The following is a 15,271-nucleotide window of genomic DNA, read 5'->3' on the forward strand; positions in this document are numbered from 1 at the left end:
TCTAAGAAAACATAGCATCCAAAATGTATCAGTTTCCATTTATTAGAATGATTACTGCTGGCACCGTTACGGTATGTTTCAGGTAAGGAATAATCATTTATAGTAAAGTTAAACCGAACTATTCCCGATATTTTGTCGGAATTAGTTCGGTTTAAAAAGTATCAGTAGACGACTAAACGCCGTTCGTTACATTTATTGTATTCAAAAGGGAGAGTAATTTTTTCTCCTCTGATTCTGTCAATGGAACTAATGGTAATCTTACCCCACCTGATGCAATTCCTTTTGTTTTAAGTGCTGCTTTTACTGGAGTTGGTGATGGGGCTTCAAATAAACCGTTCATAACTGGGAGTAGTTTTCGATGGAGTGAAGCAGCCAGTTTATGATTACCTTGCTCAAACGCCTCAATCATTGCTTGCATTTCATTACCAATTATATGGGAAGCAACAGAAACAATACCATCCCCGCCTATTGCCATCATTGGTAATGTTAACCCATCATCACCACTATAAACGGAAAAATCTTCACTTGTATTCTCGATAATTATTGCAGCTTGATCTAAATCCCCACTTGCTTCTTTTACAGAAACAATATTATCAATTTCACTTAGCTTAATAATCGTATCTGTGGACATTTTCACTACAGATCTTCCAGGTATATTATAAAGCATCACAGGAAGATTAGTTTCACTTGCAATTGCCTTAAAATGGTCATATAGTCCTTGCTGATTAGGCTTATTGTAATATGGTGCAACTAACATAACACCATCTACACCACAATCTTCAGCTGCTTTTGTTAATTCGATAGAACTTTTTGTGTTATTTCCACCTGTACCTGCAATAACTGGTACTCGCTTATTGACAACCTTTGTGACATGAGAAAACAGCGCAATTTTTTCTTCGGTTGTGAGTGTTGGAGACTCTCCAGTAGTTCCAGCCACAACTAATCCCTCTGTTCCGTTATCTAATAGATAGTTCACTAAGTTAGTCGTTTCCTCAAAATTTATTTCATTCTTTTCATCAAATGGAGTAATCATCGCTGTTAATATTTTCCCAAATTTCATGATAACTCACCTTTCTATAATAAAATCATGCAAAATTGTCGATTTCTTAGCTAGTTCAAATTCCTCATGTAGTGCATTGACTGCTTGATATACGTCTCTACTTGGAATTAATACCCAAATGGTTGTATGGCTATCTGCTGACTGTAGTATTTGTACTCCCTGATTTGTTAGTGCCTGCACGATTCTTGATGCTACACCTGGAACCCCTGTCATTCCAGCTCCTACTACTGAAACCTTTGTACAGTCTTCTATAACTGTAGGCTGGAACCCATTCTTCTCTAACATGGATACAGCCCTTTTCCTTTGTACTTCAGGAACAGTGTAAATAACCCCTGTAGGTGAGATATTTATAAAATCAATTGATATTCCTGCATCAGCCATCACTTTAAATACTTCTGATTGAAGTCGATAAGCTTCCTTCTCTTTTGTCTGGACCTTGATTTGCGTTATATTTGCTAAATGAGCTATGCCAGTAACTAAACGGTCAGAAATATCGACACCAACTTTTCTATCTGAAGCAGTTGTAACAAGTGTTCCACCAGATTCTTCATACGTCGAACGAACTCGAATTGGAACTTTTGCATGCATCGCAATCTCTACTGCCCTAGGATGAATTACTTTGGCACCCTGGTATGCAAGATTACAAATCTCTTGATAGGTGACCACATCAAGAGATTGAGCATCTTTAACAACTCGTGGGTCTGCAGTCATAATCCCATTTACATCTGTAAAGATATCAATGCTTGACGCATTTAATGCTGCACCCAATGCAGCAGCTGTTGTATCACTTCCACCACGTCCTAACGTAGTAAGCTCTCCTTGTGAGTTTTTCCCTTGAAAGCCAGCAACAACTACTACATCATGTTTTTTCAATTCTGCTTGAATACGATTTGGATTAACTTCTTTTATCTTTGCTTGCGTATAATCGGCATTTGTAATGATACCAGCCTGTGCTCCAGTTAGCGCTATGGAATTAACGGAACGCATTTTTAATTCGTTCGATAATACGACGGACGAGATAATTTCTCCGCATGCCATCAACATATCCAACTCTCGATTGGAAACCGAGTGTTCAGGATAATCAACTAGTTTAAGAAGTGAATCAGTAGCATACGCTCCTGGACTCCTACCTAAAGCAGATACCACTACAACTAGCTTATAGCCGTTGTCTAGTGCGTTTTCTATATGATCTAATACATGTTGTCTAGTTTCTTTACTTTGTACAGAAGTTCCACCAAATTTTTGCACTACTATCTGCACAATTTGACACCTCTACCTAACAACATAATTATTTTAACAACAGTCCCTTCTCTACGATGCGCTCAGCAATTTGAACTGTATTCCAAGCTGCACCTTTTAGCAAGTTATCGGAAACCACCCACATATGGAAGCCCTTGTCATCATCTAAATCTTTTCTTACCCGCCCTACAAAAACCTCTTTTTTCCCAGAAGCACTTTGAGGAGTTGGATATACTTGATTACTAGGATCGTCTTGTAGGATAACACCTTCAGCTTGCTCAAGAACTTTCCATACATCAGAAGTAGTTAATCCTTCTTGCTCTACTTCAATATATACACTTTCTGCATGAGAAGTGAAAAATGGTAATCGTACACATGTTGCCGTGACTTTCAGATCAGGGACATGCATAATTTTTCTAGTTTCATTAATCATTTTCATTTCTTCAAAGGTGTACCCATTATCTTGAAATAAATCAATTTGAGGAAGAGCATTGAATGCTATTGGGTAATGCTTTTTGTCACCTTTTACCGGTAACAATTCTGGTACGACTTCTTCTTGATTTAATAGTCTCTCCGATTGATCTCTTAACTCTTCTACTGCTTGATTACCGGCACCTGAAACAGCTTGATAGGTAGATACAATCACCCGATTCAGACCAAATGCATCCTTTATCGGTTTTAGTGCGGCGACCATCTGAATAGTGGAGCAATTTGGATTAGCAATTATTCCTTGATGCAGTGCCAAGTCTTCTGCATTTACTTCTGGCACCACTAATGGAATATCATCATCCATCCGGAATGCACTTGTATTATCAATAACTACTGCACCTCGTTTAACCGCTTCGGGTGCCAATCGTTTGGACACTGCACCTCCAGCAGAAAACAACGCAATATCTATATTTAGAAAGCTATCTTCCACAGCCTCTTCAACAATTAATTCTTCACCTTTAAACAACACCTTAGTTCCCGCAGAACGCTTGGAGGATAAAAGCTTTAATTGATTGATTGGAAAATCTCTTTCCTCTAGTATACTCATTATCTTTTGACCTACTGCTCCTGTTGCTCCAACTATTGCCAGGTTATACGTCTCTTTTGTCATGATGATGACACCCTCCTCAAAGGTAGTAGTTTAATTAATTTTTTGAATCATATAAATCTTAATGATATATTTTATCATAACTTAGTTAGAAAATGATACTAATAGAGGCTGAAGTTGTTTCCCTTGAATTGCTGCCTCAATTGTTTCTGGTAGTAACTCCATATGAGCAACAAGTGAATTCGGCTTTTTAAACGGATCATCTTGACCATAGGGAACGAAATAGATAAATTTACTTGCCATTAATCGCATTAGATTTACCCCGTTTAATCCTAATGCATCATTTGTAGAAATACCCAACACAACTGGACTACCGTTTCTCATCGTAGCTTTCGCTGCCATTAAAGGTGGAGAATCTGTCTGTGCATTAGCAAACTTACTCATTGAATTTCCCGTAAGTGGAGCTATGACCATACAGTCTAGTGGATTTGCAGGTCCAAGCGGTTCAGCTTCTGGCATAGTGGAAATGACTTTCTTCCCCGTTATGGATTCAATACGAGCAATATGATCCTTTGCTTTACCAAATTTAGTATCGACATTCATCACGGTATAGGTTACAACAGGAACAACTTCAGCACCCAATTCTACTAAGCGTTCCATTGGTCCAAATACTGCTTCATAGGTACAATGGGAGCCAGTAACTCCAAAACCAATTCTTTTTCCTTTAAGATCCATTCGTTATAACTCCTTTTCTTTTGTTAAAATTTGAATAATAACATCTGCCAATATTTTACCTGCTGTTCTAGGTGCAACAATACTTGGCAGGCTACGTGCTAATATGGCTTCGATACCTCTTTGTTTTGCATAAGCAAAATCAGTACCACCAGGCTTAGAGGCTAAATCAATAATAACGGAACTTGATGGAAGATTTTGAATGGCCTCTTTGGTGATGACCATTGCTGGAATGGTGTTGATTAACAAGTCACACTCACTTGTATAATCCGGCAATTTATTTAACGAAATAGGATTTAAGCCCATTTCCGTAATTCTTGCTAAGTCGCTAGATTTTTTTGTTGCAACAGAAACCTTAGCACCAAGTGCAGCAAATTTACTTGCAACCGTGTTTCCGACTCTACCGAATCCCGCTACAATAACTCTCGAAGAATGAATGGTATAATCCGTGTTCTCGATCGCCATCATAATGGTGCCTTCAGCAGTAGGAATAGAATTGTATATTGCGACATCATCTCGATCAAATAATGGGATTAACTCTGTATCAGTTCTTTTAGTTAGTTCTGATAAATGGGTATTTGTTATTCCCGTAAAAACAATAGCTTTTTCTTTCAATTTTCTAAACCACGCTTCTGTTAATTGAATGTCTTGGTCAGAAAAAACGGTCTCTACATTCCCTTCCTCATCCATACCTGTGATAGGTAAAATAACTACATCCAGGTCTTCCACCTGAAGTTCTTGAAAATCAATTTGGTTTAATCCTGTGAATCCTTGTTCTAACTTGTCATATCCAACTAAAGCTATTTCTATATTGTCAATGGCTTTCAGTTGCCGAATTAACTCTAAATATCTCGCATCTCCACCTATTACAGCTATTAATAGTTTCATTACCTAGAACACCCTCCAACCTATAAAATTATCCTTCTGTTACTTTTGCTGGATTATCATGAATGCATTTTTCTTTATAGCTTATGTGTTTTTAGGCGGATAGTGAATGGTACTTATGAAAAAACCTTTAAAAACGAACGCATTCGCTCGTCTTTTTACGAATGCGTTCGTTTTCTTATGCAGGCTAGAAAGATTTTTATACATTTCTATTTACCAAAAAAGAGCTAGTATCTCTGTAGATACTAGCCCTTTTGACTCTTACGGTTTAGCCTCAATCATAATCATATCCTCACCAATTTTTTTAATCGAATTCCAATGTATTTTTGCTTCTTCGCCTTCTTTCTTTAAACCAAACCATTTATAATTCGGTAAAATAAAAGATTGAATTTGTCCAGTATGTTCATCGATTTCTAAATCGGTTTGACCTAGAACTCCTAGGCGTTTCCCATTGGTAATGTTCACAATCTCTTTGCTACTAATATCGTTATACCGCAATGCTACACACCCCAACCTCTTTTTTATATGTATATGCCTAAAAAAAAGAACCTATGTTATCATAGGTTCTATCTTCAATCAGTATTTCTAGCCAATTTTCGGTGCAATAATTGCCACTGAAGGATTACTACCAAAAGTTTCATCAATCACTAGTCGAATGGAATCATGATTGACAGCATCAATCTCTTGTATCATTTCATCCAGTGTACGATGTCTCTTCAGTAGTAATTCGTTTTTACCATTTCTACTCATTCTGCTATTCGTACTTTCTAGGCTAAGCATTAAGCTTCCTTTTAGTTGCTCTTTACTATTTCTTAACTCTTTATCTGTTAGTCCTGTTTGAACTAGTGATTCAACAGTCTCCTCAATGGTTTTTCGTAGTAATCCTAACTGTTCCTTACCTGTACCAGAATAAATAGTAAGCATGCCACTATCTTGGTATGCTGAATGATACGAAAATACAGAGTATGCTAGTCCACGTTTTTCTCTAACCTCTTGGAAGAGTCTCGAACTCATACTTCCACCAAGCACATTATTTAAGACGATTAAACTGTATACATTTTCAGTTCCTAGAGGTAAACCATTATAACCGATACATAAGTGAGCTTGCTCCGTGTCTTTATGACGTTCAATGGTCTCACTGATAAATGTAGGCTTCATGATAGTTGGTCTTGTTACATTTTTACCATAGTTTCCAAAATAACTATCTACTTTTGCAATAAAATCAGACTCCACATTTCCCGCTATCGAAATCACAACGTTCTCCGGTGTGTAATAGTTACTTATGTACTCTCTTAATGTTTGCGGCGTAAATTTATTCAATAATTCTTCTGTTCCTAAAATAGGGTAACCTAATGGATGATTCCCATAAGCTGCCTTTGCTAATAAATCGTGTACGATATCATCAGGAGTATCCTCATACATCTTTATTTCTTCATAAACAACTTTCTTCTCTCTTTCCATTTCATCCGGATCAAAGGAAGAATTAAAGAACATATCTGCCAAAATTTCAAGAGCGTAATCTTTATGAGTATCTAATACTTTAGCATAGAAACAAGTATACTCTTTTGAGGTAAAAGCATTTACCTGTCCACCAATAGAATCAAAAGCCTCAGCAATATCGACTGATGATCTTGTTTCTGTACCCTTAAAGAACATATGCTCCAAAAAATGCGAAATTCCATTGTTTCTCTCATTTTCATTTCGGGATCCTGTTAGAACCCAAATACCGATTGTTACGGATCTTACTGCTGGTATTTTTTCTAGTACGATTCGTAGTCCGTTTTTACTAGTATGTTTCTCAATCAAGTTACTTCCTCCTGTTTCAAACAACCTATCGACTTTCAGACAATAGCTTGTCAATAGTTCCAATTTTGTATCCTTTTGATTTTATTTCTGTAATTAAGGAAGGTAATCCATTAACAACAGATTGAGTTGGATGCATAAGTACAGTAGCACCTGGATGAATTTTCCCCATTACACGATTCATCATAACATTTACAGAAGGTTTCTTCCAATCAATGGTATCTACCGTCCATAAAATTGTATTCATATGAAGCTCATCGGCAACTTTGACAACTTCATGTGAAAAACTTCCACTTGGTGGCGCAAACCATTTTGGTGTTTGACCTGTAATTGCATGGATAACTTTGTTAGTTTCCTCCATTTGTTTCGTAATTTCAGATCTACCTAATCTAGCCATATCAGGATGATTATAGGCATGGTTACCAATAGTATGCCCTTCTTCCTGAATCATTTTCACATAATCAACATTCTCCTTAGCCCATTTGCCTTCGATAAAAAATGTGGCCTTTACGTTATGTTTCTTAAGAATATCTAAAATCTCAGGAATATACTCTGTTCCCCAAGAAACATTAATTAAGAATGCAATCATATCCTTTTTAGGATGACCACGATAAATGGGAGAAGGCTCTAGATCATCTAAGGATACCTTTGGTGGAATTTGCTCATACACTAATAATTCTTCTTTAAAACTCCCTGCTTTTTTCATTCGCTGATAGGATGCCTCGACATCTACTTTTCGACCATTTCGACCTGGTGTCTTTTTCCATACACGGTCAATATAAGCATCACTCGGCTCTTCGAAGTAATGCTCGCTTTTCGATTGAATCTCCTGGTACAATGTATCGTTCGATTGAACGAATTCAAATTGGGAAAATACAGCTTGGTCATGAATTTGAAAAGGATTTTGATTTATGTTAAACGATATCATAACTATAATGACAAAAACAATAAGATGTAGATACTTCCGATAATTGTTCATTCTATCACTCCTCTACTCCATTTATATGAGAGAGAAGGACAAGATATGAAAGAACAAAATCTGTTTGAAACATAATGAGAAATATTATAATGATCTTTAGAACAAAAAAAGAAACTGGAGTTCCAGCTTCTTAGAAATTACATCGTTGATTTTTCTTCTTTTTCTTTTTGTTCTTTTAACACAGCTTTACGAGAAAGGTTAACGCGGCCTTGGTGGTCAATTTCTTTCACTTTAACCATGATTTGATCGCCAATTTTCACAACATCTTCAACCTTATTTGTTCTCTCTTCAGCAAGTTCAGAAATGTGGACTAAGCCATCTTTTCCTTTAAAGATTTCTACAAAGGCACCAAATTTCTCAATACGTTTTACAGTACCTAGGTACACTTGTCCAACTTCAACTTCCCGAACAATATCTTCAATTATTTGTTTCGCTTTTTCATTCATTTCTGGGTCAGTAGATGAAATAAAGATACTTCCATCTTGTTCAATGTCAATCTTAACACCAGTCTCATCAATAATTTTATTGATTTGTTTTCCGCTAGGTCCAATTACATCGCGAATTTTATCTGGATGGATAGACATCGTTAAAATCTTAGGAGCATAGCGAGATAATTCTGTCTTAGGTTGGCTAATTGTCTCCATCATAGACTCCAGAATTTGTAAACGACCTTTTTTAGCTTGCGTTAGTGCTTCTTCTAATATTTCTTTTGATAATCCATCAATCTTAATGTCCATTTGAAGTGCAGTAACCCCTATTTCGGTTCCGGCAACTTTGAAGTCCATATCGCCTAAAGCATCTTCCATTCCCTGAATATCCGTTAAGATTGTGTAATCATCACCTGATTTAACAAGTCCCATAGCAATACCAGCAACAGGTGCTTTGATTGGTACACCCGCATCCATCATAGCTAACGTACTCGCACAAATACTAGCTTGTGATGTAGAACCATTAGACTCTAATACTTCTGATACTAATCGAATCGTATAAGGAAAATCTTTTTCTGATGGAACAACTTTTTCCAAAGCTCTTTCCCCTAATGCACCATGACCAATTTCTCTTCGACCTGGTCCTCTTATTGGTCCAGTTTCCCCAACGCTATACTGCGGGAAATTATAATGGTGCATAAAACGCTTAGATTCTTCTAAGTCTAGACCATCCAATATTTGAACATCCCCAAGTGCACCTAATGTACATACACTCAATGCTTGTGTTTGGCCCCGAGTAAATAGACCTGATCCATGAGCTCTTGGAAGAATTCCAACTCGAGAAGAAAGGGAACGAATTTCATCGATTTTACGACCATCCGGACGGATTTTTTCCTTAGTAATTAATCGACGTACTTCTTCTTTAACCATCTTGTCTAAGATGGCGCTCACTTGAGAAACAACCTCAGATTCTTCCTCTTCGTATTTAGCTAGTACTTGTGACTTCACTTCACTTATTGCAGCTTCTCTAGCGTGTTTTTCCTTGACTTGAATTGCTGCAAGTAAAGATTCATGCGCTTCTGCTTCTACTTTTGCTTTTAAGTCTTGGTCAAACTCAAATAAAACAACTTCAGACTTTTCAGGTTGGATGGCTTGTACAATTTCTTCCTGGAAAGCTACTAAACGTTTAATTTCCTCATGACCAAACATAATTGCCTCAAGCATGATTTCTTCAGGTACTTCATTAGCTCCAGCTTCAACCATGTTAATGGCATCTTTTGTACCAGCAACTGTAAGTTCAATATCGCTCAATGCCTCTTGTTCAACAGTTGGATTAATAATAAATTCTCCATTTACTCTACCAACATGAACACCTGCAATTGGCTGCTCAAATGGAATGTTAGAAATAGATAGAGCAATTGATGATCCAATCATTGCAGCAATTTCCGTAGAACAGTCTTGATCGACACTCATAACGGTACTAATTACTTGAACTTCATTTCTATAACCATCTGGAAATAACGGTCTAATTGGTCGGTCAATTAATCTAGAAGCAAGTATTGCCTTCTCACTAGGTCGTCCCTCTCTTTTTATGAAGCCTCCTGGGATTTTACCAACCGCATAAAGGCGTTCTTCATAGTTAACTGTTAAAGGGAAAAATGGTAAATCTTTCGGTTCTTTTGAACCCGTTGCAACCGCAAGTACAGAAGAATCTCCATATTGAACCATACAAGCTCCACTTGCTTGTTTAGCTAGTTCTCCAATTTCTACAACAAACGGTTTTCCAGCGATTTCTGTGGAGAATACGTGTTTATCTTGTGCCATTATTCCTAGTACTCCTTTCTTTAAAGCATTCTAATCATTATTTTATACTTTAAAATCAATAATGTAAATTTAGCTATGTATTTTAAACGATTTGTGAGATAAATTTCAATCTATCCCAAATGGTATACGTTATTTTACTGCTCTAACGTATAAAAAAAGCAGGATTACTCCTGCTTTTACAATTATCTACGTAAGCCAAGCTTTTGAATTAATTCGCGATAACGAGTTACATCCTTGTTACGTAAGTAGTTTAGTAAGTTACGACGCTTACCAACCATTTTTAATAGACCACGACGTGAGTGGTGATCTTTTTTATGAACACGTAGGTGGTCATTTAAAGTATTGATTTCTTCCGTTAGTACAGCGATTTGTACTTCTGGAGATCCAGTATCACTTTCATGCACCTTGTACTCATTAATAATTTCATTCTTGCGTTCTTTTGTAATAGCCATTCAGGCCACCTCCTAGTTTTTAGTATCCCCTGTCCCCTAGCAAACGTCGGAGTCTCGATTTGCCAAGCGAAGGTTTTAACTGTTTTATCTTACACCTTTTTCATCATAATTGCAAGAGATTAGCAGAATAGACGAAATGGATAAGTCTTATTCAGACTTAACCGCAAAATAATTCCGAATAGCTTTCTCATCTTCAACTATCTGCTGAACTAGTTCTTCTACACTATTAAATTTTTCCTCATCACGAATGTATTTATACCATTCCACTACTAATTCTTTTCCATAGAGATTACCTTGGTAATCTAATATGTTTACTTCTAACGAGAGGTCCTTACGATCCTCCGTAAAGGTCGGATTGGTTCCTAAACTAGCCATTCCTACAAACAACTCATCATCTATTCTCACTTTAACTGCATATATACCTGGTTTTGGAAGTAAAGCTTCATCGTTATATTGAATATTTGCAGTCGGATAGCCAATCTCTTTGCCCCGACTATCTCCTTGAATAACGATACCTCTCGTTATATAAGGTCTTTCTAATAACGTTTTGACTAGTTCCATATCACCCAAAGCAAGTAGGTTTCTAATTCTAGTAGAGCTAATCTTCTCATTACCTAAAGTAACTTTATCAATTGTCGTATACCCAAATAATCCTTTAGAATGCTCACTAATCGTCTCCATGTTCCCTTTTCCTTTATGCCCATATGTAAAATCAAAACCAGCGACAACATGATGAATGTTTAACCCCATGATAAAATGATTGATGAATTCTTGTGGTGATAATGAAGATAATTCTTTTGTAAAGGAAATAATATATAATCGGTCTACTCCTAGACTTTCCATTATCTCCTGTTTTTCTCGAAGCGGTGTAATATATTTTACATCATGATTGTCTTTAAGAACAACAGACGGATGAGGGTAAAAAGTTATAACTGCACTTTCCATATGTAGTTGCTTAGCTTTTGAAACTGCTTGTCTAATTACAGTTTGATGTCCTTTATGAATACCATCAAAAAAACCTAAGGCTGTAACTGTTTTAGGTAATTCTTCCATTGTCAACGAATGAGGATAAGTCAATTTAATAATTTTCATTGTTTCACCTGCAATTCAATTATCGCGAAAAACGCGCATCGGTTTAATTTCATTTTTGTTTTCAGGATGTAACTGATAGATTGCTAATAACTCTCCATCATGCATTACTTTAAAGGGATTAGTATGTAGTATCGTATCTGGTTTCAATAGCTTTTGGCCATTAAATACCTTCCATTTGGTTTGCTCATCAACTTCCAAAGTAGCCAAATGTGTTATCCCTCTAGTTATTGGCAACAATAACTCTAGTTCTACCCCATCCTGACAAGCCTTTTCAATTGTTTCGAAGTTAACGGTATCTCTTTGATGAATGGATCCTGTCTCTATCCGTACAAGATGTGACATATGAGCGGGATACCCCAATACTTTGCCAATATCTACACTTAAAGTTCTAATATATGTACCTTTTGAACAAGTTACTTGAAATTGTATCTTATGTTGCTCTGGGTCACTTGAGATGTAAGATATATCATGGATTGTAACTTTTCTTTCTGGACGTTCAACCTCTTGGTTAGCCCTTGCATATTCATACAGTTTTTTTCCATTCACTTTTACAGCTGAATACATTGGTGGGATTTGTATAATATCTCCCTTAAACGATTGTAACACGTTTTCTATCTCCTGTTTAGTAGGAAAATTATCGACGGTTACTTCATCCACTATTTCACCATATGCGTCTTCTGTTTCTGTCGTAGAACCTAGGGTGAGTTCTGCTTGGTATACTTTAGTAGTATCCGTCAAAAATTGAACAATCTTAGTTGCTTGGCCAATACAGATAGGTAATACACCTTCTACTTCAGGGTCTAGTGTTCCAGTATGGCCTACTTTTTTTGTCTTATATAATTTTCTAACCTTCATGACACAATCGTGTGAAGTGTATCCTTTTGGTTTCCATAGTGGCAGAATACCATTCATGGATATTACCTCCGTCTTAAGTCTGAATAAAAATCTGACCCAAAGAGCCAGATTTTTATCATAAGACTATAAAATTTTCACTAAATATACTCGCGGTTTATGAACTACACAGTACTTAGAACACTGAGATTATTGTTTGTTTATATCTCGCAGAATCGTCTCAATACGATTACCGTATTCAAGTGCTTCATCAAATTCAAAATTGATTTCTGGTGTCTTTCTTAAACGAATTCGATTTCCAATTTCAGAACGGATAAATCCCTTAGCCTTTGCAAGACCTAGTAAAGTATCCCTCTTTTTCGCTTCGTCTCCTAACACCGATATATACACTGTTGCTTGTTGGAGATCACCAGTAACTTCAACATCTGTTACAGTAACAAAACCAACACGAGGATCCTTGATTTTCCTAGTTAGGATTTCCCCTAATTCTTTTTTCATTTGCTCTGCTACGCGATTTGCTCGTAAATTACTCATCGTAATCACCTCTTTATATTCGAAAAACACGAGGCTGGGACATTAATATTTTCATCTAGCGAAATACAAACAACCTAAACTTTTTTGTAAATGGTACGTTGTTCGTATTTTCAGTTGCAAAATTAAGTTTTGTCACAGACCCTTTCGTTTTTTTAATCAGACTTGGAAAACCATGTCAGACCTAGTCTGTTTAAAAAACAGTTCTAATCCAGCTAGACGATTTCCACATGAGTGATGGTCGTTTCTAGTTCGGAATACGTATCGATAACTCGAAGTACTTCCTGCATGACTTTCTCTCCATGGTTACGCTCATTCGTTATCGTTACAATTCCGATTTTTGTACGTTGCCATAAATCATGATAATCCAACTCTGTTACAGCTACATTAAAATCATTACGTAGCTTCGCTAAAACTTTCTTTATAACAGAACGCTTATCTTTTAAAGAGTGAGAGTCGTATATAATGCATTCTACTTCAAGATAGAATATCATTTACGTTCAATTTCCTCCATGACATATGCTTCAATTATGTCGCCTTCTTTAATATCATTATAATTCTTAATCGTGATACCACATTCATAGTTTTGGGCAACTTCTTTTACATCATCTTTAAAACGCTTAAGCGCATCAATTTCACCTTCAAATAAAACTACACCATTACGGATAAGGCGTATACCTGCATCTCGTGTAATCTTACCATCGGTTACATAGCTACCCGCGATCGTTCCAACTTTTGAAACCTTAAATGTTTCACGAACTTCTGCCTGCCCGATAACCTTCTCCTCGAATTCTGGGTCAAGCATTCCTTTCATAGCTGCCTCAATTTCTTCAATTGCTTTATAAATTACTCGGTGTAAACGTATATCTACTTTTTCTGAATCGGCAGTGTTTTTCGCATTTGCATCTGGACGAACATTAAAACCAATTACAATAGCATTAGATGCAGAAGCTAGAATAATATCGGATTCTGCGATTGCACCAACACCCGTATGAATAATCTTGATTTTCACACCTTCTACTTCGATTTTTTGAAGAGAAGATGCTAGGGCTTCAACAGAACCTTGCACATCAGCTTTAATAATTACATTGATTTCTTTCATTTCACCTTGCTTGATTTGTTCGAATAGATCATCAAGACTAACTTTTGTAGTTTCTGATCTGTTTTCTTGAATATGTTTTTGTTGACGAGCCTCACCAATCTGACGCGCTGTTTTTTCATCTTCGAATACAACGAATTGATCCCCAGCTTGTGGTACATCGTTTAGCCCTGTGATTTCTACTGGTGTAGAAGGACCAGCTTCTTTCACACGCTGCCCAAGATCATTTACCATTGCTCGAACACGTCCAAATGTATTCCCTACCACAATTGGATCTCCTACGCGTAAAGTACCATTTTGTACTAGCAAAGTAGCAACTGACCCACGCCCTTTGTCCAATTGCGCTTCAATTACAGTACCTGTAGCATGTCGATTTGGATTTGCTTTTAATTCTTCAACTTCAGAGACAAGCACAATCATTTCTAAAAGATCATCTATACCTTCACCCTTTAAAGCTGAAAGTGGGACAAAGATTGTGTCTCCTCCCCAATCTTCGGGTATTAATTCATATTCCGTAAGTTCTTGCATCACACGATCTGGATTGGCAGTTTCTTTATCTACTTTGTTTACAGCAATAATGATCGGTACTTCAGCAGCCTTTGCATGGTTAATTGCTTCTACTGTTTGAGGCATTACACCATCATCTGCTGCAACAACAAGAATTGCAATGTCTGTAACCTGTGCACCACGTGAACGCATACTAGTGAAAGCAGCATGCCCAGGCGTATCTAAGAAAGTAATCTTCTTACCATTTCGTTTCACCTGATAAGCTCCGATATGCTGCGTAATTCCACCTGCTTCTCCTGCAGTTACCTTTGTATTACGGATAGAATCAAGTAATGTTGTTTTACCATGGTCAACATGCCCCATAATCGTTACAACCGCTGGTCTTTCAATTAGATCAGCCTCATTATCCTCTTCCATATACTTATCTAAATCCGTGTCTTCTAAGATAATTTCTTTTTCTACTTCGACATCGAACTCAGCACAAATTAATTCGATTGCATCATCATCTAAATCTTGGTTCTTCGTTGCCATGACACCAAGAAACATTAATTTCTTAATGATCTCAGACGCTTCTTTATTTAATTTATCAGCTAATTCACTAACTGTTAACGTTCCAGAATATTTGATTTCTTTCGGTGTTTCTTTTACCACTGGTTGCTCCTTCGCCTGCTTGTTCTTTTTATTTTTAGGCCCTTTATTTTGCTGTTGTTTATGATTTTGCTTGTGATTCTTTGCCTTGTTATGATTCATTT

The 15,271-nt window shown here is 36.7% G+C and carries 15 protein-coding genes; all 15 read right to left on the minus strand.

The window, feature by feature from the left end; all coding sequences use genetic code 11:
• Positions 1-172 precede the first annotated feature (172 nt).
• Complete coding sequence (gene dapA / locus G5W_RS0100675) at positions 173-1,063, minus strand: 4-hydroxy-tetrahydrodipicolinate synthase (RefSeq protein WP_029190953.1); 891 nt, start codon at positions 1,061-1,063, stop codon at positions 173-175.
• A 3-nt stretch (positions 1,064-1,066) separates the two neighbouring features.
• Positions 1,067-2,320, minus strand: coding sequence for an aspartate kinase (dapG, locus tag G5W_RS0100680; protein ID WP_010093340.1), 1,254 nt, complete (start codon positions 2,318-2,320; stop codon positions 1,067-1,069).
• Positions 2,321-2,348: 28 nt separating this feature from the next.
• On the minus strand, positions 2,349-3,398 hold the full coding sequence (gene asd / locus G5W_RS0100685) for an aspartate-semialdehyde dehydrogenase (RefSeq protein ID WP_010093342.1): 1,050 nt from the start codon (positions 3,396-3,398) through the stop codon (positions 2,349-2,351).
• An 81-nt stretch (positions 3,399-3,479) separates the two neighbouring features.
• Positions 3,480-4,070: a dipicolinate synthase subunit B gene (dpaB, locus tag G5W_RS0100690; RefSeq protein WP_010093344.1), complete on the minus strand. Its 591-nt coding sequence runs from the start codon at positions 4,068-4,070 to the stop codon at positions 3,480-3,482.
• Between the two features lie 3 nt (positions 4,071-4,073).
• The gene (gene dpaA / locus G5W_RS0100695; RefSeq protein WP_010093346.1) at positions 4,074-4,955 is read right to left on the minus strand and encodes a dipicolinic acid synthetase subunit A; all 882 of its coding nucleotides are present in this window, start codon (positions 4,953-4,955) and stop codon (positions 4,074-4,076) included.
• A 258-nt stretch (positions 4,956-5,213) separates the two neighbouring features.
• A complete protein-coding gene (locus G5W_RS0100700) occupies positions 5,214-5,450 on the minus strand; it encodes a YlmC/YmxH family sporulation protein (RefSeq protein ID WP_010093348.1) in 237 nt (78 codons plus the stop codon).
• 87 nt (positions 5,451-5,537) lie between these two features.
• Positions 5,538-6,758: a M16 family metallopeptidase gene (locus G5W_RS0100705; protein ID WP_010093350.1), complete on the minus strand. Its 1,221-nt coding sequence runs from the start codon at positions 6,756-6,758 to the stop codon at positions 5,538-5,540.
• A 25-nt stretch (positions 6,759-6,783) separates the two neighbouring features.
• A complete protein-coding gene (locus G5W_RS0100710; protein WP_010093353.1) occupies positions 6,784-7,734 on the minus strand; it encodes a polysaccharide deacetylase family protein in 951 nt (316 codons plus the stop codon).
• Positions 7,735-7,871: 137 nt separating this feature from the next.
• Complete coding sequence (locus G5W_RS0100715) at positions 7,872-9,986, minus strand: polyribonucleotide nucleotidyltransferase (RefSeq protein ID WP_010093354.1); 2,115 nt, start codon at positions 9,984-9,986, stop codon at positions 7,872-7,874.
• 182 nt (positions 9,987-10,168) lie between these two features.
• Positions 10,169-10,438 carry a 30S ribosomal protein S15 gene (gene rpsO / locus G5W_RS0100720; RefSeq protein WP_010093357.1) on the minus strand — a complete coding sequence of 90 codons (270 nt, stop codon included), beginning with the start codon at positions 10,436-10,438 and terminating at the stop codon, positions 10,169-10,171.
• A gap of 147 nt (positions 10,439-10,585) precedes the next feature.
• Positions 10,586-11,530, minus strand: a complete 945-nt coding sequence (locus G5W_RS0100725) for a bifunctional riboflavin kinase/FAD synthetase (protein WP_010093359.1) — start codon at positions 11,528-11,530, stop codon at positions 10,586-10,588.
• A 15-nt stretch (positions 11,531-11,545) separates the two neighbouring features.
• Positions 11,546-12,442: a tRNA pseudouridine(55) synthase TruB gene (gene truB, locus G5W_RS0100730; protein ID WP_010093361.1), complete on the minus strand. Its 897-nt coding sequence runs from the start codon at positions 12,440-12,442 to the stop codon at positions 11,546-11,548.
• A 129-nt stretch (positions 12,443-12,571) separates the two neighbouring features.
• Positions 12,572-12,916, minus strand: coding sequence for a 30S ribosome-binding factor RbfA (gene rbfA, locus G5W_RS0100735; protein WP_010093362.1), 345 nt, complete (start codon positions 12,914-12,916; stop codon positions 12,572-12,574).
• 212 nt (positions 12,917-13,128) lie between these two features.
• Positions 13,129-13,407 (minus strand): DUF503 domain-containing protein, encoded by a 279-nt coding sequence (locus tag G5W_RS0100740; protein ID WP_010093364.1) that lies wholly within the window; start codon positions 13,405-13,407, stop codon positions 13,129-13,131.
• Positions 13,404-15,269: a translation initiation factor IF-2 gene (gene infB, locus G5W_RS21855; RefSeq protein ID WP_420178096.1), complete on the minus strand. Its 1,866-nt coding sequence runs from the start codon at positions 15,267-15,269 to the stop codon at positions 13,404-13,406. The genes G5W_RS0100740 and infB overlap by 4 nt, the downstream gene beginning before the upstream one ends.
• Positions 15,270-15,271: the final 2 nt, after the last annotated feature.

The organism is Ornithinibacillus scapharcae TW25, assembly GCF_000190475.1.
GTDB classification, from domain to species: Bacteria; Bacillota; Bacilli; order Bacillales; family Amphibacillaceae; genus Ornithinibacillus; species Ornithinibacillus scapharcae.

Coding starts and splice junctions, on each gene's coding strand:
- rbfA (WP_010093362.1), bottom strand. CDS start 12,916: ATGAGTAATTTACGAGCAAATCGCGTAGCAGAGCAAATGAAAAAAGAA.
- G5W_RS0100715 (WP_010093354.1), bottom strand. CDS start 9,986: ATGGCACAAGATAAACACGTATTCTCCACAGAAATCGCTGGAAAACCG.
- infB (WP_420178096.1), bottom strand. CDS start 15,269: ATGAATCATAACAAGGCAAAGAATCACAAGCAAAATCATAAACAACAG.
- dpaB (WP_010093344.1), bottom strand. CDS start 4,070: ATGGATCTTAAAGGAAAAAGAATTGGTTTTGGAGTTACTGGCTCCCAT.
- rpsO (WP_010093357.1), bottom strand. CDS start 10,438: ATGGCTATTACAAAAGAACGCAAGAATGAAATTATTAATGAGTACAAG.
- G5W_RS0100725 (WP_010093359.1), bottom strand. CDS start 11,530: ATGAAAATTATTAAATTGACTTATCCTCATTCGTTGACAATGGAAGAA.
- G5W_RS0100710 (WP_010093353.1), bottom strand. CDS start 7,734: ATGAACAATTATCGGAAGTATCTACATCTTATTGTTTTTGTCATTATA.
- truB (WP_010093361.1), bottom strand. CDS start 12,442: ATGAATGGTATTCTGCCACTATGGAAACCAAAAGGATACACTTCACAC.
- asd (WP_010093342.1), bottom strand. CDS start 3,398: ATGACAAAAGAGACGTATAACCTGGCAATAGTTGGAGCAACAGGAGCA.
- dpaA (WP_010093346.1), bottom strand. CDS start 4,955: ATGAAACTATTAATAGCTGTAATAGGTGGAGATGCGAGATATTTAGAG.
- G5W_RS0100740 (WP_010093364.1), bottom strand. CDS start 13,407: ATGATATTCTATCTTGAAGTAGAATGCATTATATACGACTCTCACTCT.